General features: G+C 56.9%; 20 protein-coding genes and 1 tRNA gene. 4 read left to right on the forward strand and 17 right to left on the reverse strand.

Annotated elements, in window-relative coordinates; translation table 11 throughout:
* Positions 1-247: 247 nt before the first annotated feature.
* Positions 248-589, reverse strand: coding sequence for a DeoR family transcriptional regulator (locus I6E42_RS01000; RefSeq protein ID WP_022030126.1), 342 nt, complete (start codon positions 587-589; stop codon positions 248-250).
* Complete coding sequence (locus I6E42_RS01005; protein WP_212096049.1) at positions 586-774, reverse strand: hypothetical protein; 189 nt, start codon at positions 772-774, stop codon at positions 586-588. The genes I6E42_RS01000 and I6E42_RS01005 overlap by 4 nt, the downstream gene beginning before the upstream one ends.
* Before the next feature lie 434 nt (positions 775-1208).
* On the opposite strand from I6E42_RS01005, the gene I6E42_RS01010 reads away from it, so the two are divergent.
* On the forward strand, positions 1209-2075 hold the full coding sequence (locus I6E42_RS01010) for a helix-turn-helix domain-containing protein (RefSeq protein ID WP_235369921.1): 867 nt from the start codon (positions 1209-1211) through the stop codon (positions 2073-2075).
* 62 nt (positions 2076-2137) lie between these two features.
* On the opposite strand, the gene I6E42_RS01015 is transcribed toward I6E42_RS01010, so the two are convergent.
* The 8 genes from I6E42_RS01015 to I6E42_RS01050 form a co-directional block, all read right to left on the reverse strand.
* Positions 2138-2683 (reverse strand): P-loop nucleotide/nucleoside kinase family protein, encoded by a 546-nt coding sequence (locus tag I6E42_RS01015; RefSeq protein WP_083424723.1) that lies wholly within the window; start codon positions 2681-2683, stop codon positions 2138-2140.
* A 38-nt stretch (positions 2684-2721) separates the two neighbouring features.
* Complete coding sequence (locus I6E42_RS01020; RefSeq protein ID WP_083424722.1) at positions 2722-3084, reverse strand: nuclear transport factor 2 family protein; 363 nt, start codon at positions 3082-3084, stop codon at positions 2722-2724.
* Positions 3085-3142: 58 nt separating this feature from the next.
* Positions 3143-3928 carry an ABC transporter permease subunit gene (locus I6E42_RS01025; protein ID WP_235369922.1) on the reverse strand — a complete coding sequence of 262 codons (786 nt, stop codon included), beginning with the start codon at positions 3926-3928 and terminating at the stop codon, positions 3143-3145.
* A 12-nt stretch (positions 3929-3940) separates the two neighbouring features.
* Positions 3941-4735 (reverse strand): ABC transporter permease subunit, encoded by a 795-nt coding sequence (locus I6E42_RS01030; protein WP_235369923.1) that lies wholly within the window; start codon positions 4733-4735, stop codon positions 3941-3943.
* 13 nt (positions 4736-4748) lie between these two features.
* On the reverse strand, positions 4749-5636 hold the full coding sequence (locus tag I6E42_RS01035; RefSeq protein ID WP_022030132.1) for an ABC transporter ATP-binding protein: 888 nt from the start codon (positions 5634-5636) through the stop codon (positions 4749-4751).
* Complete coding sequence (locus I6E42_RS01040) at positions 5633-6250, reverse strand: TetR/AcrR family transcriptional regulator (protein WP_235369924.1); 618 nt, start codon at positions 6248-6250, stop codon at positions 5633-5635. The genes I6E42_RS01035 and I6E42_RS01040 overlap by 4 nt, the downstream gene beginning before the upstream one ends.
* Before the next feature lie 171 nt (positions 6251-6421).
* The gene (locus I6E42_RS01045) at positions 6422-6667 is read right to left on the reverse strand and encodes a DUF6061 family protein (RefSeq protein ID WP_022030134.1); all 246 of its coding nucleotides are present in this window, start codon (positions 6665-6667) and stop codon (positions 6422-6424) included.
* Positions 6668-6990: 323 nt separating this feature from the next.
* A tRNA-Gly gene (locus I6E42_RS01050) sits at positions 6991-7064 on the reverse strand.
* Between the two features lie 173 nt (positions 7065-7237).
* Between I6E42_RS01050 and I6E42_RS01055 the strand changes: the two genes are divergently transcribed.
* Complete coding sequence (locus I6E42_RS01055; RefSeq protein WP_235369925.1) at positions 7238-7606, forward strand: desulfoferrodoxin family protein; 369 nt, start codon at positions 7238-7240, stop codon at positions 7604-7606.
* A 168-nt stretch (positions 7607-7774) separates the two neighbouring features.
* Complete coding sequence (locus tag I6E42_RS01060) at positions 7775-8149, forward strand: helix-turn-helix domain-containing protein (RefSeq protein ID WP_235369926.1); 375 nt, start codon at positions 7775-7777, stop codon at positions 8147-8149.
* A gap of 27 nt (positions 8150-8176) precedes the next feature.
* Here I6E42_RS01060 and plsX read toward each other — a convergent pair whose 3' ends face one another.
* The 4 genes from plsX to I6E42_RS01080 all read right to left on the reverse strand — a co-directional run bounded on the left by plsX (position 8177) and on the right by I6E42_RS01080 (position 14318).
* A complete protein-coding gene (gene plsX, locus I6E42_RS01065) occupies positions 8177-9214 on the reverse strand; it encodes a phosphate acyltransferase PlsX (protein ID WP_235369927.1) in 1038 nt (345 codons plus the stop codon).
* 34 nt (positions 9215-9248) lie between these two features.
* A complete protein-coding gene (gene trmFO / locus I6E42_RS01070) occupies positions 9249-10553 on the reverse strand; it encodes a methylenetetrahydrofolate--tRNA-(uracil(54)-C(5))-methyltransferase (FADH(2)-oxidizing) TrmFO (protein WP_235369928.1) in 1305 nt (434 codons plus the stop codon).
* A 64-nt stretch (positions 10554-10617) separates the two neighbouring features.
* The gene (topA, locus tag I6E42_RS01075; protein ID WP_235369929.1) at positions 10618-12978 is read right to left on the reverse strand and encodes a type I DNA topoisomerase; all 2361 of its coding nucleotides are present in this window, start codon (positions 12976-12978) and stop codon (positions 10618-10620) included.
* Between the two features lie 104 nt (positions 12979-13082).
* On the reverse strand, positions 13083-14318 hold the full coding sequence (locus tag I6E42_RS01080; protein ID WP_235369930.1) for a DNA-processing protein DprA: 1236 nt from the start codon (positions 14316-14318) through the stop codon (positions 13083-13085).
* 88 nt (positions 14319-14406) lie between these two features.
* Between I6E42_RS01080 and I6E42_RS01085 the strand changes: the two genes are divergently transcribed.
* Complete coding sequence (locus I6E42_RS01085; protein ID WP_235369933.1) at positions 14407-15645, forward strand: MFS transporter; 1239 nt, start codon at positions 14407-14409, stop codon at positions 15643-15645.
* On the opposite strand, the gene I6E42_RS01090 is transcribed toward I6E42_RS01085, so the two are convergent.
* Genes I6E42_RS01090 through I6E42_RS01100 form a run of 3 tightly spaced genes read right to left on the reverse strand, consistent with a single transcriptional unit; the run spans position 15642 to position 18436 of the window.
* Positions 15642-16403, reverse strand: a complete 762-nt coding sequence (locus I6E42_RS01090; protein ID WP_235369934.1) for a TrmH family RNA methyltransferase — start codon at positions 16401-16403, stop codon at positions 15642-15644. The genes I6E42_RS01085 and I6E42_RS01090 overlap by 4 nt on opposite strands.
* The gene (locus tag I6E42_RS01095; protein ID WP_235369936.1) at positions 16400-17050 is read right to left on the reverse strand and encodes a potassium channel family protein; all 651 of its coding nucleotides are present in this window, start codon (positions 17048-17050) and stop codon (positions 16400-16402) included. Before I6E42_RS01095 ends, I6E42_RS01090 begins: the two co-directional genes overlap by 4 nt.
* Before the next feature lie 27 nt (positions 17051-17077).
* The gene (locus tag I6E42_RS01100) at positions 17078-18436 is read right to left on the reverse strand and encodes a TrkH family potassium uptake protein (protein ID WP_235369937.1); all 1359 of its coding nucleotides are present in this window, start codon (positions 18434-18436) and stop codon (positions 17078-17080) included.
* Between the last annotated feature and the right edge of the window lie 81 nt (positions 18437-18517).

The raw sequence follows: 18517 nt of genomic DNA on the forward strand, positions 1-18517 counted from the left end.
TTGCATTCCCTGTACCCATGCACAAAGGGCTGCGCCCTCTGTACTCCTGCCCGAAAAACCTGAACCTCGCTATTTCCTCCATGGCTCCTTTCAGCTTCTTCGGCTTTTTCGCAACTCCCCAAGGGACTTCCGAAAAATAGCCGCTGCCGGATTTTGCATTCACGCATAAACTGACAGCGGCTTCTCATCTGACCTTGGCGGTCACATTCGATTTTCTCTCAACAGCGTTGAGAGCTTTCAAGCGAACTCAGGAGGAAACATCTTCGTCCTCTCTCGGAATCAGCACATAAATCCTGTTCGGTTCTCCAACGCCCCGGCGCACCCGCATGATAAGTCCTGCGGTTTCCAGCTCGTTCAAAGAACGCTTCACCGTCATGGAACTTCTGGACAGAGCGGCAGCTATTGCAGTCACAGGGAAACAGACAAACAGGATGCCGTTCTCGTCCTCTTGTCCATCTGAAAGCATGGCATCCAGCATCCGGCAGTACATGACCTTAGCAGTGCTGCTGACCGGGAATCCCAGCAACGCTCTGGGAAAGGGCATACATGGCGGCAGCGGTGTGTCTATCGTCATAAATTCAAAATTCATTTGGTTGGGTTCTCCTTTTTCTTCGCTCGTTTGGATAAATAACGAGGGCAGTCAACCACAACTGCCCGGAAACTCTGCCTGCATTCATGCTGGCACTTCCGGCACAGATTGTTGTAGCTGACACGCCCCCGGTCATTCAGGAAAAAGGACAGTTCCAATTTCCTCTTTTGGCTCATTCTCGGCACAATGGTATCCTCCCGATTTTGTGTATGGTTTCGGGGCGATTTTTAGCCAAAACACCGCCTTGGAGAGGCGCAAAAATCCCCGAAGGATTGCTGACAGGGTAGACTATCCCCCTGTCAGTTTGTCGTGTTTCGGTATCATTTTTTGTGTCAGTTCGCCGTGCTTCCCTGATGTCGTTCCTGCCCCAGTTTCTCTGCGGCGTTTTGCTTCCGTTGGCACGCTCGTATCGATCAGGGTTCCTCCATGTTCCTGCCGATAGTCACTGCGCTGCTTCACCGGGAAGCATATCCCATCAGGACGGTCATTCGATTGGAATAATCCATCGATGAACTGACTACATTATGGAACATTTTTGACCCCCGTGCCGGATATCCGCAAAGTAGGATTTTCTGCTAAAAAGCAAAAATTTCCACGATTGTGGACAAGGCATGATATAATGAAAACAGCGGCAGAAATGCAGCCGCAGGAAGGAGATTTTGCCATGAAAAAAGGCTTATCAATACAAGAAAAACTAAAAGATTTGCGAGTTGTGGAAAAAGGATTCACGCTGAAACAGCTTGCAGATGAAACCGGAATCGCTTCATCCACTCTGGGCAGCTATGAAAGCGATGATTACAAAGACATCAGTCATACAAATCTGGTGATCCTTGCCGAATACTACCATGTTTCTACCGACTGGCTGCTGGGACTCACCGAATCCCGTGAAGTTCAGAATCACGATATATCGGAGCTTCATCTGGACGATGAAACCTTGGATATTCTAAAAAGCGGCAGACTCAACAACCGTCTGCTCTGCGAGATGATAAAGCACCCGGATTTTCTAAAGCTGATGACCGACACCGAAATCTATGTGGACGGCATCGCCACCATGCAGATTAAGAATATGAACGACTGGCTGAATGCGGTTCGGCTCCAAATTGTGCAACAACATAACCCAGAGAGCAACGACCTGTATGTTCAGGTTCTGGACGCTGCCCGCATCGACGAAGAGGAATACTTCTTCCATAACATCCACGGCGATCTGGATCGGGTCATTCGCAGCATCCGTGAGAACCACCAAAACGCCACGGAATCTGCTCCCATTGAAAGACCTGCTTCCAACGATAAAAAGATGCAGCGTCTTTTGCAGTCCATGAAATATAAGAGTAATCCGATTGAAGAATTCTGGCGTTACTTCTGCGAAGAACTGCAAATTGACTACGATAAGCTTCTTGATGACGAGCATGACACCATGAAGAGAATATTTAAGAAATCTAAGTTGTTAAAGAGTTTCCCAAGTCATAAGAATAAAGCCCGGAAATAAAAAAGCCGCTGCCGCATGGTTTTAATTCCATGTAGCAGCGGTTTTTCGCTGGTGGTATTCCGTTACAATAACAACGCTGTTTTATTTGAAATTTTCTCGTTTATTGCGGAAACTGTATCCTGAATCGAATCATTTGTTGTGTCTATAGCATTCCGCTCATATACTCCAAGATGATGGAATTGCTCCCACATCACTTCTACCAATTCAGTATTTGTTTCGCTATCCAATTTCAAACGTCCAGTCGCCCGGTTCAGGGTTTCCTCCTTGCTTGCTCTCAAAATGATATAATGTACTTCATAGCCTTCGTGAACGATATTTAACCAAGGCTGCAAAAACCACGGGCCGATAATTCCATCCACGATTACATCATATCCACCACGGGCATAACGCTTTGCGGCTTCTAAAAAGGCCTCGATCACAATCAGGTTTTGCTCATTGGATTCCGGCAAATGCGGCAATATTGCCCCTTTGCTCAGGTAATGGTAAAAATCATCGGTATGCATATGCACTGATTTTTCCATACAGGATTCCTTCGCAACAATAGCTGATACTGTCGATTTTCCAGTTCCCGGAGGGCCTGTAATTACGATAATTCTTCCTCGCTCCATTTTACTGATCCCTTCAACTTCGTGCTTTGTTCACTTTTTCACAACGATTCAATAGGTATATTATGCTGCTTCAAAAAGGACAGCTTATCCCAATATCCTCTCTGGAACAGAATTTTACCATTTACAACATGGAAGAAGCCGCATCCCCGCAGTCCCAGAGGATCCTTCCATTCTAAAATCGCCCACTGTCCATCTTCAAAGATGTTCTCTACAATGGCAGTCATATCGGCAGTGGCAAATTCTGTTGTAAACATTTCTCGGATTGCATCTATCCCAATCACGGGATCATTTGTCACTTGATGGTTGGTTGCGTTATCATGGTACAAGCTCACGATTGCTTCTACATCGTGATTATTGAACGCATCTACCCATTTACATACTACTTCTTTTGGTCGTAACATAAATATTTCCTCCATATATCGTTAGCTGCCTTTTTCAAGATACACGATTCATGTAAAATCACAATTCCCGCCGTTTCCATTGCTTCAGGGCAGCTGCGACACAAATGCCTGCCACAACGATTGTTAAGAAGATATAGGGAAGGTGGAAACCGTGCAGTGCTACCTCGTACACATCAAAATAACGCAATGGGGTCAGATAGTCCAGAAAATGATTACCTGTGTACTCGGCAGTAAAGGCCAACGCATAGGCAGCCAGCATGGAAATTGTTCCTGTCCGCACCGCAGCCTTATAGGACAGGAGCACGCTGGCAAACAGCAGCCCCAGGGCAAAAAAGAGGATCTGGGTAAAGAACATTCCCATCGTTGTGTAAAGCACCGCTCCCGGCTGATCCAGACCGCCCAAAGGAAGAACAATTGTGAAATAATTGCACACGCCACTGAACAGGGCGAACACCAGCAGGTTCACTGCTGAAACGATCACCTTCGCCAGAACAATGGTTTTCCGCTTCACTGGCTTTGTGAACAGGTATTCCGATGTTCCAAATTTCTTTTCCTTTGCCACACAGGACAGTCCCAAAGACATGGCATAAGGAAACGCCAGCAGCCCCTCCCAGAAATAGATGCACACATACCAGCCGGTGGATGTCGTCAAGTCGCCTTTGACTCCAAACATAATCATGATCAGTCTCGGAAATTGGCTGACCATTGCTGCCATTTCATCCAGACTATCCTGTAGAGACAGAAGTTCAAAATAGCAGAAACCGCACAGAAGCAGCATGATTCCCAGCCAGATCAACAAAAGTTTTCTTGTTTGACGAAACTCATTTTTAATCAATGTTTTCATGTTCACACCTCCTTAGCTGCGGAACTGAATGTCTTTTTTCAGAAAGACACCGTAAGAAAGCACCAAAAACAAGGCAAACAGCAGCACGCACCACCCAAGATACCGGAGGTCATAGAAGCCGTTTTTGGAGATATCAGCGGCTCCGAAGAAAGAGTAGGGAGACAGAAAGCTGATAGCTCGGTTACTGACGATGTTGGAGAAGCTGGTAATACAATACTCCACAAATACGACTAATCCGGCGGTCAGCAGCGGACTGCGGTTGCGGGAAAACAAAATTCCCACCATCATGCCCATTGCAGCGAAGAACAGCGTAACAAGGGTCAGGGACAGGGCAATCAGGAAAAACTCTCCCCAAGGAGTTCCGGAACGGAATATTGCCATGGCGAAAAGGGAAGCCAGCAGATACCCCGTACCCACAATCGCCACGCCGACAAACACGGTCAATGCCTTTGCCCAATAAATTGCTTTCCGGGGAAAGGGCTTTGTAAACAGATATTCCGAGGTTCCTTCCGTACATTCTCTGGTGTGAATGGAAATGCCGAAGTGCATCCCAAAAATGCCGGAGGCAATCATGAAAAAGCTGGTCAGGAACCCATAAATGCCCAGCGGAGAGGTTAGGTATTCCATCGATACGCCGACACTCCTGTAAAAGTCCGTGGTGCCCATGGTTTCAAAGAGTTCCACGGAGGCAGCATCCAGAAAGCTGTAATAAGTCGGCGTCATCAAAAAAATACACAGTGCCAAGGCGATAGCCCAGCCCAGGATATAGGTTCGATGCCTTTTCAGTTCATATTTCAAAATGACCATGCCTGACACCTCCTTACGCATAGTAGTGCATGAAGATTTCCTCCAAAGAGGGCTCTTCCAAAAGCACATCGTCCAAATGCAGCAGGTGAAGCTTGTCGATGATCGCTGTGATATTGCCGTTATACATAAAGGAAACAGAGGTCTTGTCAGGACTCTCGGTGTAGTTGGCAATGCCGGGCAAGCCCCAGAAGTCACGGGGAATGGTTGTTTTGGCGGTGAGGCTGACCTTTTTATAGCCGCTTTCCCGAAGCTCTTTGATGGACTGAATGCCCACGAGCTTGCCTTCTTTTAAGATTGCCACCCGGTCACACAGCTTCTGTACTTCGCTGAGGACATGGGATGAGAAGAAAATGGTGGTTCCCCGGCTGTTCTCCTCCTTCAGAATATCGTAGAAGGCCTGCTGGATCAGCGGGTCTAAGCCGCTGGTGGGCTCGTCCATAATCAGCAGCTTGGGCGAGGTCATGATGGCAGACACAATCCCCACCTTTTTCTTGTTACCCAGAGACAGGTCTGCGATTTTCCGGGTCAGATCCAGATTAAGGCGCTCAGAAAGCTCATACATTTTCGTTTCGCAGTCCATGCCGTACAGGTCAGCGGTGTATTGCAGCAGGTCCCGCACCTTCATGTTTTCATAATAGCTGTTCTCGCTGGGAAGGTAGCCCACATCTCTGGCAATGACACTGGCCTTGGTCTGACAGTCCAGGCCGAAAATAGAGGCGTTGCCGCCGCTGGGATGGATCAGGCCCATCAGCGTGCGGATGGTGGTGGATTTTCCTGCACCGTTGGGGCCAATGAAGCCGAAAAACTCGCCCTCATTCACCGAGAAACTGAGGTCGTTGATCCCCCGATGGGTTCCATAGTGCTTGGTCAGCTGGTTTAAGACGATTGCTTGCTCACTCATTTTTGATACTCCTCCTTATAAAAATTTTTCCGCAGAATTGCGATGTTCTCCTCAAAATTCTCCATGACAGCCTGAAAATCGAAGGCCGCCGCCCCACGGTACCGGGCCGCATAGCCCTCAGCCATCAGAAGCAGCATTTGAAAGACCGGCTGGGCATCCTCCGGGTTTTTGAACTTCAGCGCATCATCTTCCCGAAGAACCATATCGTTTCTGAATTTGCAGACTTCCTCGGTCAGAATCACCAGCGCATCGGCTACTTCCGGAGAGGTTTCCTCCCAGACGCTGGTAATAAACTGCAAAATAAAGGGCTGGTTTTGGAAGCTCTCCATTTCCATGCGGCTGGATGCCAGGATTCTGTCGAACAAATCTGTTTGGGAATTGAGGGCTTCCTTGTCAAATATTCCCTCTATGATTTTCTTGCAGTATTCCAGTAGGTAAATGTAGAGCTGCTTTTTACTGCCGAAATACTGAAACACAGACGCTTTGGAAATGTGTGCGGCTACCGCAATATCATTGATTGAGGCTTTTTCATAACCAAACTTGCCGAAACACTGGAGCGCCGCATTGAGAATAGCCGTTCTCTTTTCTTCGGTCAGGGCCAAAAATTTGTCCAATTCATTTTCTCCTTTTTACATAATAACCGATTCGGTTATTTAGAGTATAGCACCAATAACCGAATCGGTCAAGCAATAAAAATTATCATTTGAAAACAGATACTCACCTAAAAAGCCGTCTGTACAAGCATTTCTCATGCCCGCACAGACGGCTTGCTTTATCTCTGGTAATCAGTCCAAAGGGTTGTATTCCGTAACGGTTTTCAAGTATGTTTCCGGGTCACCATTGAGAATTAAATTCGCATAGGCTACCGGGTCATTGTATATCAGATAGTCAAGCTCTGACCTCTGGTACATATTGTCTGCGACCTCGTTCTCAACGGCGGTGCAGTCTATAGAAATCATGCTGCCATCAGCGAAGCAAAGCTCCACACAGGCAGTATCGATATTAAATTCACAAGTTAATAAATCGCTCATTTTGATTTTCTCCTCATTTTGGTATCCTATTTTCGCAAGTCTGACTCTCCAGAAATATTGGTAAATCTTTGGTAAAATTGAGAGCGAAACACAAAAAACGCTTATTTTCGGGACTTATAAGACGATTTGAGACTTTTCATCATGCCCGGTAAATCCTTCCGTGGCAGATGAAAAGTATCTTTGTCATCTTTTCCCTCTCAAATCCAATTATTCTCTGTGCCTGCGGCACGGGTCCCCGCCCTCCAGATCAACGGCGGGATAAATGAGCGGTGACCTTTTTAAAACAAAAAGTCGTCGCGAACGATATGCAGTCCGCGACGACTTGGAGCAGGTGAGGGGAATCGAACCCCCGTGTTCAGCTTGGGAAGCTGACATTCTGCCATTGAACTACACCTGCATGGGAAATCAGCTTTTATACTATACCATAACCGCAGCCGCTTTGCAAGGGGAAAAATGGGAGAAATTTGTGGTTCCTCCCCTCTTCCCGTCTTTTATCACCGCGCATACTTGACAGGGGATACAGCCTATACTATAATGGAGAAAAAATTAATAATGGAAGGAGTTACCATTATGAAATTCTATCGTTGTGACCACTGCGGCAACATCGTCACCTTCCTGCACGCCGCCGGCGTTCCGGTCATGTGCTGCGGGCAGAAGATGACCGAGCTGGTGCCCGGCACCACTGACGCCGCGCTGGAAAAGCATGTCCCCGCCGTGGAAGTCAAGGGCGGCAAGGTCTATGTTCAGGTAGGCGCCGTGGAGCATCCCATGCTGCCGGAACACTACATCCAGTGGATCGCACTGGAGACCAACCTGGGCAGCCAGATCCGCTATCTGCAGCCCGGCCAGCCCCCCAAAGCCGAATTCCTTCTGGCAGAGGGCGAGGAGTTGGTGGCGGTCTATGAGTACTGCAATCTGCACGGCCTCTGGAAATCTTAAGCTATCAACATCCATTTGTCTCAACATCCCGTCCGCGCAAAGGCGCGGGCGGGATTTCCTTTTCCGCAACAGGTCCGCTCCCCCCAAAATTTTCGACGCGGCCTCCCTTTTTTCGACCGTTTTCGACCTGCCTTTCTGATATACTGTGAGAGAAAGGAGGACGCATCCATGGGAGCATCTGACAATCTGTCCAGCAACCTGCTCCTGCTGCGCCGGAGCCGCCGGTTGTCACAAGCCAGCTTCGCACAGGAACTTGGCATCTCCAAATCCACTCTGCAGGAGATCGAACAGGGCCACGGCCCTACACTGGACACACTGGAATGTATTTCCACCCGCCTGTCTATCCCCGCCTGTGTGCTGATTGCCGACGCTCCTGTCTCCTACCAGGCCAACTTCCTGCTCCGTTTTCTGCACGGGAGCCACTGGCTTCAGGAATGGTCCGATGAGGATCTGGAGCTCCTTTGGGGGCTAAGCAGTCAGCTTATGGACCTGCTGCGGAAATACCTCAGGAACCATCCCTCAGCCACTTTTGACAAAAAATAACAGGGAGCAAACCGCTCCCTGTTATTTTTATCCCTCTGTTTTTGACGGGGCGTCCAGCCGCATGACGTCAACATTCTCCGCAATGCTTTCAATGATCCCGGAGGACACATACTGGCGGGCCTGGCGGATGGCGTTCTTGATGGCGTAGGCGTCAGAAGAACCGTGGGCCTTGATGACAGGCTTGGAGATCCCCACCAAGGCAGTACCTCCCACCTCGCTGGAGCTCATCAGTTTCTTCAGCCGCTTCAATCCGCCGGATACCATCACGGCGGCCAGCTTTGTAATCAGATTCTTCTTGAAAATTCCCTTCAGCTCCCGGACCAGGTAGAGGCCGGTGCCCTCCATGGTTTTCAGGAAGATGTTTCCGGAGTAACCGTCGCACACGATCACGTCCACCGCGCCCTCGACAGCCTCCCGCGCCTCCACATTGCCCACAAAATTGATGCGGCCCGCCTCCCCCGCTGCCTTGAGCATGGGGTAAACAGTGGTCTGGAGGCTGGTGCCCTTGGAGGGTTCCACGCCGATATTCAGCAGCCCCACCTTGGGCTCCGGACGGCCCAGGACATGCTCAGCGTAATAGGACCCCATGTAGGCGAACTGAAGCAGGTACTCCGGAGGGCACTCGGCGTTGGCGCCGCAGTCGATGAGGACGGCGCCGCCGTTGCCCGTGGGCACCACCGGGGCCAGAGCCGCCCGGCGGATGCCCCGGATACGCTTGACCACCAGCGTCGCCCCGGACAGCAGGGCGCCGGTGGAACCGGCGGAGACAAAGGCGTCTCCCGCTCCGCTTTTCAGCAGGTTCAGGCCGATGGTCAGCGAGGAGTCCTTCTTCTCCCGGAACGCGGTGGCCGGATTGTCGCACATCTCCACCACCTCGCTGGCATGGGCGATCTCCACGCCGGCGGGCAGATCCTTGATGCCGTTATCCTCCAGCACCTTCAAAATTTCCTCTCCGCGGCCCACCAGGGTGATGTCAACACCATACTCCGCGTTGGCCTGGATGGCTCCCATCACGGGGGCCTGGGGGGCGTTGTCACCGCCCATGGCGTCTACGATGATCTTCATAAGTATCCTTCCTTCCGGTTCCCGTCGCCAAACGTTACGTCAAATCCAATTCCGCAAGCTTCTCCAGGGCCCGCCTGGAGATCTCGGCGTTCTTATTTCTCTTTCCCTTGACCCGGTAGCCCAACTGGGGGATCAGGCCGAAATTCACATTCATCGGTTGAAAGTTTACCACACTTTGGTCGCTGATGTAAAGGGCCATGGCCCCCATGGCGGTCTCCCGGGGGAAATCGATGGGGGGCTTCCCCTCCAGGCGGCGGGCCAGTTCCAAGGCGGTGAGGCAGCCCGAGGCGGTGGACTCCACATAGCCCTCCACACCGGTGATCTGCCCGGCGAACATGAGACGCTCCTGTCCCCGGACCCGGTAGTAGCGGTCCAGCAGACGGGGGGAATCCAGGAAGGTGTTCCGGTGCATCACCCCGTAGCGCACATACTCGGCGTTTTTCAGGGCGGGGATCATGGAGAACACCCGCTTCTGCTCAGGCCAGCGCAGGTGGGTCTGGAAGCCCACGATGTTGTAGATGGAACCCTGGGCGTTGTCCTTCCGGAGCTGCACCACGGCAAAGGGCTCCTTCCCCGTCTTGGGGTCCTTCAGGCCCACCGGCTTCAGGGGGCCGTAGCACAGGGTGTCCCGGCCCCGGCGGGCCATGACCTCCACGGGCATACAGCCCTCAAAGACTCCGGCGTCCTCAAAGCCGTGGACCTCCGCCTCCTGGGCGGTGGTCAGCGCCTCCCAGAAGGCCTGGTACTCCTCCTCGGTCAAGGGGCAGTTGATATAGTCCGGGGTACCCCGGTCATACCGGGAGGCAAACCAGGCGCTGTCCATATCGATGCTCTCGAAGGTGACCAAGGGGGCTGCCGCGTCAAAAAAGTTCAGGTACCTGCTGTCGGGAAACAGGCCGGAAATGGCCTCCGACAGGGCCTCGGAGGTCAGGGGGCCGGTGGCGAAGATCACATTTCCCTCGGAAGGGATCTGGGTGACCTCCCCCTCCACCACGGTGATGTTGGGGTGGCTGCGGATCTTTTCGGTGATGGCGGCGGCAAAGGCGTAGCGGTCCACCGCCAGAGCTCCCCCCGCCTCCACCCGGTGGGCGTCGGCGCAGGCCATAATGAGGGAGTTACAGCGGCGCAACTCCTCCTTCAGCAGGCCCACCGCGTTTTCCAACTGGTCGGAGCGCAGGGAGTTGGAACACACCAGCTCCCCAAAATACTCGCTGTGGTGGGCGGGGGACATTTTCTGGGGCTTCATCTCCCGCAGCTCCACAGGGATGCCCCGCTGGGCCAGCTGCCAGGCGGCCTCACTGCCCGCCAGACCGGCACCGATCACAATCACAGGTTCCATGGGTTCCTCCTATCTCAGCCCTCCCCTGAGGGAAGGCTCTTTACAACCGCCCCTAGGGGCGGCGTTACGCCTCTGCTTTTTTCTTGGTGGCTGTGGATCTTTTGGCCGCAGGTTTTTGGGCGGCGGCAGTTTTCTTGGCCGCTGTGGATTTCTTCGCGGCCGTTGTCTTTTTCACGGATGTCTTCTTTTCCGCCGCGGGTTTTTTCGCCGCCGTTTTCTTGGCGGGCTTCTCCTCCGCCGGGGCCGCCTCTCCCACCTCTCCGGCGGCAGCGGCAGGCTTCTTCTGCCAGCCTCCCCGCTTCTCCTCGGGGGTGAAGTTGGAGCAGGCCTCGTTGATGCAGAAGGGTTTCTTCGCCCCCCGGCCCGCTTTCTTAAACATGGTCTGGCCGCAGACAGGACAGTTGTCCTTCACCGGCACGTCCCAGGTCATGAAGTCGCACTTCTTGCTCTCGTCCTTGCTGGTCAGCCGCTCGCAGCAGTAATAGGTGTACTGCTTCCCCGTCTTTTTGCTCTTGCCCGTGCGTTTCAGGAGCCGCCCGCCGCACTTGGGGCACTTGCCGGGCATCTCCACCACCAGCGGCATGGTAAAGTCGCACTCGGGCCAGCCGGGGCAGGCCAGGAACCGGCCGAAGCGGCCGGACTTGATGACCAGATTCCGTCCGCACTGGGGACAGACCTCCTCAGACACCTCGTCGGGGACCTTGATGCGCTCCCCGTCCAGCTCCTGCTCCGCCTTTTTCAGCTCCGCGTCAAAATCTCCGTAAAACTGGGACAGCACCTTTTTCCAGTCGGCGCTTCCCTCCTCCACCCGGTCCAGCTGTTCCTCCATCTGGGCGGTGAAGGTGGGGTCCACAATGTCCTGGAACTTATCCTTCATCAGGCTAGTGACCACCTCCCCCAGGGGAGTGGGACGCAGGGCCTTGCCCTCCTTCACCACATACTCCCGGTTCAGGATGGTGGTGATGGTGGGGGCGTAAGTGGAGGGACGGCCGATGCCTTTCTCCTCCAGGGCACGGATCAGGCTGGCCTCGGAGTACCGGGCGGGGGGCTGGGTGAAGTGCTGGTCCTTTTTCAGGCCCCGGCGTTCCAGGAGCTCCCCCTCCTTCAGGTCAGGCAGGGGGGACTGGCGTTCCTCGTCCTCCTCGTCCTTTCCCTCCTCGTACACGGCGGTAAAGCCGGAGAACTTCAGGGAGGAGTGGCTGGCCCGGAAGGTATAGCCGCTGTTCTCCACCTCAATGGACAGGCTGTCGTAAACAGCGTTGGCCATCTGGCAGGACAGGAAGCGGCTCCAGATCAGCTTATACAGCTTGTACTGCTCGGCCGTCAGGTCTTTCTTGATCTCATCGGGAACCAGATTCACATCGGAAGGCCGGATGGCTTCGTGGGCGTCCTGGGCGTTGCCCTTGGTCTTGAAATGACGGGTCTGGGGGGGATAGTATTCCTTGCCGTACCGCGTCTCAATGAAGCCCTTGGCGGCGGCCAGCGCCTCCTCGGACAGGCGCAGGGAGTCGGTACGCATGTAGGTGATAAGACCCACGGTGCCCTCGCCGGAGATGTCCACGCCCTCATACAGCTGCTGGGCGATGGACATGGTGCGGGCGGGGGTCATGTTCAGCTTCCGGCTGGCCTCCTGCTGGAGGGTGGAGGTGGTGAAGGGGGGCGCGGGGGTGCGGTTCTTCTCCTGCCGCTTCACCTTGGTGACGGAGAAGATCCCCTTCTCCACGGCGGCGATGACCGCGTCGGCCTCCGCCCCGCTGGACAGCTCCATCTTCTTGTCCCGGCCATAGAACTGGGCCTTGAAGGTCCCGGCGTTGGGGGCTACCCGGCCCAGGTCCGCCTCGATGGTCCAGTACTCCTGGGGCTGGAAGGCGCGGATCTCCTCCTCACGCTCCACCACCAGGCGGGTGGCCACCGACTGGACCCGTCCGGCGGACAGGCCCCGGCGGATCTTCCGCCACAGCAGGGGAGACAGCTGGTAGCCCACGATCCGGTCCAGGATGCGGCGGGCCTGCTGGGCGTCCACCAGGTTCTGGTCAATGGCCCGGGGGGCGGCAATGGACTGGTTGACCACATTTTTGGTGATCTCGTTGAAGGTGACCCGGTAGGTTTTATCATCCGGGATATTCAGCAGCTCCTTCAAATGCCAGGAAATGGCTTCTCCTTCCCGGTCAGGGTCGGTGGCCAGATAGACTTTTCCGCTTTTCTTGGCCGCCTTCTTCAGGTCGCTGATCACGTCCTCCTTGCCCTTGATGGGCTGGTAGTCCGGGACGAACCCGTGTTCAATATCCACGCCGATCTTGCTCTTGGGCAGGTCTCGGACGTGTCCCATGGACGCTTTCACCTCATACCCCGGTCCCAGGTACTTCCCGATGGTTTTGGCTTTGGACGGGGACTCCACGATCACCAGATCAGTTTTTGATGCCATTCTGCGATGACCTCCGATTTCAAGTATCAAAAGCGGCACAGCCGCGAAAATCAAATTTTAAACATGCAAGACCAGAAGCACTGTTCCGTTTCCGGTCCCGCCGTTCACTCCTCCAGCTCCACCAGAGCGGAAAAGCGCCGGCCCGGGCGCTCCTCCACGGCTCCCTGGATCTGGAGCATAGTCAGGGCGGACAACACCCGTTTGGCGGGGATCTGCGTCAGGTCCACCAGTTGGTCGGCGGAGCGCTCCCCCGCGCCCAGAGCGGCCAGCAGGGCCAGCTCATCGTCAGTAAACCGGTCCTTTTGCTCCCCCCGCGGCACAAGCTCCCGGGCGGGACCGGCAGCCTGCGCCGTCTCCTGCTTCTGTTCCAAACCGGGAGCCGGCCGTTCCTCCCGCTGCCGGTCCAGATCCTCCAGCCGCGCCCGGGCCGCCTCCGGCGTCAGGGGGGCGGAACGTTTCAGTTTTTCCGGAAAGCGGTCCCAGTATTCCTCCAAAATGTCCCGGCCGCAGGTGACCAGCTTGGCGCCCCGCTGGATGAGCAGGTTTGTCCCCTCGCTCATAGGGGCGTCCAAGGCTCCAGGGACAGCGAACAGGTCCCGGTCCTGATCCAAAGCGTGCTTGGCCGAGTCCATGGTGCCGCCGAAGGGGCGGCACTCCACCGCCAGCAGGCCCAGGCAAAGGCCGGTGAGGATGCGGTTGCGCTGGAGATAGTGGCTGCCGAGGTTCAAGGTGCCGGGTGGATACTCGGTGACCAGAGCCCCCGCCGCCGCCACATCCTCGTAGAGATAGCGGCTCTCCCTCGGGTAGGGCACATCCACGCCGCCGGCCAGGACGGAGACCACCGGACCGCCCGCCTTCAGCGCGCCCCGAATGGCGCAGGTGTCCAGCCCTTGGGCCACACCGGACACCACCAAAGCTCCCCCGGAGGCCAGCTCCAGCCCAAACCGCTCCGCCCACTTTTTCCCGTAAGGCGTGGGCTCCCGGGCGCCCACCACGCCGATGGCCGCTTCCTCATCAAAGTGGAAGGTCCTGCCCCGGAGATACAGCACCATGGGCGGATCGGCCAGCGCCCGCAGCCGCTGGGGATAATCAGCGTCCTGAAAGGTCATGATCCGCAGGCCCAGCCGCTCACAGTCCCCCAAAATTTTCTCCGCCTGGTCCAGGCTCTTGTCCGCCAGGGCCCGGCGCTGGGAGGGCCAGAGGGGCAGAGGTTCATACTCCTCTTGGCCGGCATAGTAGGCCCGCTCCGGCGTAACAAAGTAGTCCAGCACCGTCAAGGCCCCCGCCGGACCCAGTCCCTTCCGGCTGGCCAGCCAGATCCAATACTTTAAGGCCGACACCGCTTCCCCTCCTCTCCGAAAATTTCTCCTTTACAAAACTCCCGTTCCACGCTATTGTGTTATGTGTTATAGAAAGGGAGGCGTCTCTATGAAGCGTCCGCACTACGCCTGGCTGGTCTGTGCCGGCGGGACCATCCTGCTCTTTGCCACCGTCGGCCTGGGCGCCAATGTGTTCTCCGTGTTCCAGCCCTATCTTCTGGAATACGGACAGCTCACCAACACCCAGGGCTCCTGGATCGTCACCGTCCGCAGCTTCTTCATCCTGCTGGGAATGCTCACCGCAAACCAGCTGATCGGCCGTTTGGGCCTGCGCCGGACCGGAGTCTGCGCGCTGCTCCTGTTGGCCCTGTCCAGCTTTTTGTTCGGCGCGGTCCGGCAGTTTCCTCTGTACTGCGCCGCCTCCGCCCTGATCGGCCTGGCTTACAGCTGGGGCGGCATGATCCCCGCCTCCCTGCTGGTGGACCGCTGGTTTCAAAGCCGCCAGACCCTGGCCCTGGGCATCATCGCCGCCGGCACCGGACTGGCCACCATTCTGGTCCCCATCCCCCTGAACCGCCTGATCCAAACTTGGGGGCTACGGGCCGGATTCTGGTGCGAAGGGGCCTTCGTGCTGCTGGACGCTCTGGCATTCTGCCTACTGGTCCGGGATTGCCCTGCCCAGAAAGGGCTGGTTCCCTACCGCTCTGGCGGGGAAAAAGGAGTTTCCCCTCTGCCCCATCCCGCGCCTGCCAAAGCTACCGGGCTCCACCGCGGTCTGGTCCTGGCCACCGCCTTTCTGGTGGGCGCCTCCACCAGCCTGGGCATCACCAATTTCGGCGTGCTCTACACCGCCGCGGGTTATCCCTCCGGGGTGGTGGCCCAGCTGATCTCCTGCATGGGCCTGTGCCTCATGGTGGGCAAGATCCTCTACGGCCAGGTGGTGGACCACCTGGGGGGACGCCGCTCCAACTATCTGCTCTATCTCCTGGTCTTCACCGGTTATCTGCTGTGCTGCATGGCCGACACTGGCAGCGTGCCGCTGGCCTTCGCCGCCATGGTCCTGGCCGGACTGGGCCTGCCCGTCAGCGCCGTCTCGCCCCCCGTCTGGGCCAAGGACCTGTGGGGGGACCGGGACTACGCCCGGGGGCTGAAATGGGTCCAGACCGTCTATGCCCTGGGCATCCTTCTGGTGGGACCTGTCCCGGGCATGCTGGCTGACGCCTCCGGCAGCTATGTCCCGGTATACCGGCTGTTCCTGGCCATGCTGGTCCTCTCCCTGTTCCTGCTGGCCTGGGCCTACGAGACCACTAAGGCGGGAGAAAAGCCCTCCCCGGCCGTCCGAGCTTAACGGCCCATCTCCCAAAGGACGATGGCCGCGGCGGCGGCGGCGTTCAGCGACTCACACCGCTCCCGCATGGGGATCTTCAAGGTCTTTTGGCTCAGCTCCAGAAGCTTCCGGGAGATCCCCTTTCCCTCGCTCCCGATCACCACGGCGGACCGGCTCAGGTCCGCCGTTTTTATGTCTACTGTATCCTCCCGCAGAGCGGTGGCATAGAGCGGCAGTCCCGCCTTCTCCAGGAGTTGAGGCAAGACGGAAACCGTGGTTTCGTACACCGGCAGGCGGAAGCAGGCTCCCATGGTGGCCCGGACCGTTTTGGGGTTCCAGGGGTCGGCGCAGCCGTTGACCAGCATCAGGCCGTCCGCCCCCAAGGCGTCGGCGGTGCGCCAGATGGTACCCACGTTGCCCGGGTCCTGGAGGCCGTCCAGCACCAGGCAGCGCTTCCCCTCCCACCGGTCCGGAGGCGCTATATCGGGCATCCGGCACAGGAACAGGGCGCCCTGGGGGCTCTCCATCGGGGAGATGGAGGCCATCACGTCACCGGGCACCTCCACCAGACGGATGCTCTCCGGCATAGGGGGCAAGGCCGTCCCCTCCGTCACCACCACCGTGGTCAGCGGGGCTTCCCAGCGCAGGGCCTCCTCCAGCAGCTTGACGCCGTCGCCCAGAAACAGTCCCTGCTCCCGGCGGACGGAGCGGCTGGAGGCCAGCTTTCGGATCTGGGTCATCAAGGGGTTCTTCCGGCTGGTGATACGCTCTGAGGTCACAGCTTCTCCACCCTTTCAATATCCCGGTTGGTCCCCAGCACCACCAGGCAGTCGCCGGTGTGCAGGCTGTAATCTCCTCCCGGGGCGATGAGCATATCCCCCGCCTCCTGACGGACCGCGATCACGTTCAGGTGGTACCGGGCCCGGATGTCCAGCTCCCGGATGGTCTTGTCAAACCACTGGCGGGGACAGCGGCGCTCCACTACGGAGTAGTCCGCCGACAGCTCGATAAAGTTCAGAATATCCACATTGGACAGGTTGCGGGCCAGACGCAGGGCCATCTCCTGTTCCGGGAAGACCACCTGGTCCGCGCCGATCTTTTCCAGCACCTTCCGGTGGACCGCGCTGCTGGCCTTGCACACCACCTTGGGCACCCCGATCTCCTTCAAATTCAGAGTGATGAGGGCGCTGTCCCCCACATCGGCGGAGAAGGCCACCACGGCGCAGTCAAAGTTCCGGGCACCCAGCGTCCGCAGGACCTCCGGGTCCCGGGCGTCTCCGGCGGCGGCCCGGGTCACCAGGTCGGCGGCTGCCTGGACCCGGTCCTCCCGCAGGTCCAGTGCCATCACCTCGTTGCCCTGGGCACACAGCTCCTGGGCCAGGGCACTTCCAAACCGCCCCAGTCCAATGACCAGAAAACTTTTCATCAAGACACTCCTTTCCGGGCAGCCGGTTCAGCCGATCATAATATCCACTGCAGGGTAGCGCAGCCGGCTCTCCGCGCGTCGGGTCAAAAAGGCGATGGAGAAGGTGAGGATCCCCACCCGGCCCAGATACATGAAAAGAATGATCAGCAGGGAACTGGCCGGACTCAACCCCGGCGTAGCCCCCATGGACAGGCCCACGGTACCCAGAGCGGAGCCCACCTCATAGGCCGCCGTCAAAAAGGGCAGGCCGTCCAGCAGGGACAGGGCCATGGAGCCTGTCAAAAGCAGGATTGTCACCGCCATAGTCAGCGTCATGGCGTCCAGTACCCGCCGGGCCGGGATGGTCCTGCCCCGGAACACCACCTGCTCCCTGCCCCGCAGGCTCTCCCACAGGGCCAGCAGCAGCACTCCGGCGGTCACCGTCTTGATTCCGCCCGCGGTGGACCCCGAGGAGCCGCCCACCAGCATGAACAAGATGGAAAAGACCGCGGTACTGTCCCGCAGTCCGCCCTGGTCCAGCGTGGCAAAGCCGGCGGTGCGCAGGGTCACTGACTGAAACAGGGCGTTGAGTCCCTTCTCCCAGGGCGCCATCAGCCCCAGGGTAGCGGGATTGTCCCACTCCATCCACAGGGTGAAGGCCCATCCGGACAGGATCATGGCCCCGGTAATGGCAAAAACCAGCTTGGAGTACAGGGACAGTCCCTTCCAGCTGCGGTGGGCCAGCCAATCTTCCCAAACCACAAATCCGATGCCGCCGATGATGATCAATGCCATGATGGTCCCCAGCACCACCGGGTCCTCCTGGAATCCGGCCAGACTGGAAAAGGACCCGGTGTAGGCCCCCATCAGGTCGAAGCCGCCATTACAGAAGGCGGAAACACTGTGGAACACAGAGAACCATAGCCCCTGGACCGGGCCGAACCGGGGGATGAACCGGGTGGACAGCAGCACCGCTCCCCCCGTCTCCAACAGGAAGGTGCCCATCAGGGCATGGCGTACCACCCGGACCACCCCCGCGGTGTTGGTCAGATTCAGGGCGGAGGCCATCATCAGCCGCTGGGACAGGCCGATCCGCCGGCGCAGGGCCAGAGAGACCAGCGTGAGCAGGGTGACAAAGCCCAGTCCTCCCAACTGCAGGAGCACCAGGATCACCAGCTGGCCGAACCAGGACCAGTGCAGAAAGGTATCCACCTTTGCCAACCCGGTGACGCAGGTGGCCGAAGTAGCGGTAAAGAGGCAGGTGAGCCAGGAGGTCCACTCCCCGCTCCGGGCCGCCGCGGGCAGATGGAGCAGCAGCGTCCCCAAAAGGATGATCAGTCCAAAGCCCAGGGCGATGAGCCGGGTGGGGTTCAGGCCCTTCCCACCGCGCAGAACAGGTGCCTTCAAAACAGTCTCCTTTCCCCTCCGTTCCGGAAAACTTCAACGGTCCCCTCAACGTGCAGAAAGGCATACCGATGGGTCTACCCT

Origin of the sequence: Pseudoflavonifractor phocaeensis, from assembly GCF_021531815.1 — a bacterium.
Lineage (GTDB): Bacteria > Bacillota > Clostridia > Oscillospirales > Oscillospiraceae > Lawsonibacter > Lawsonibacter phocaeensis_A.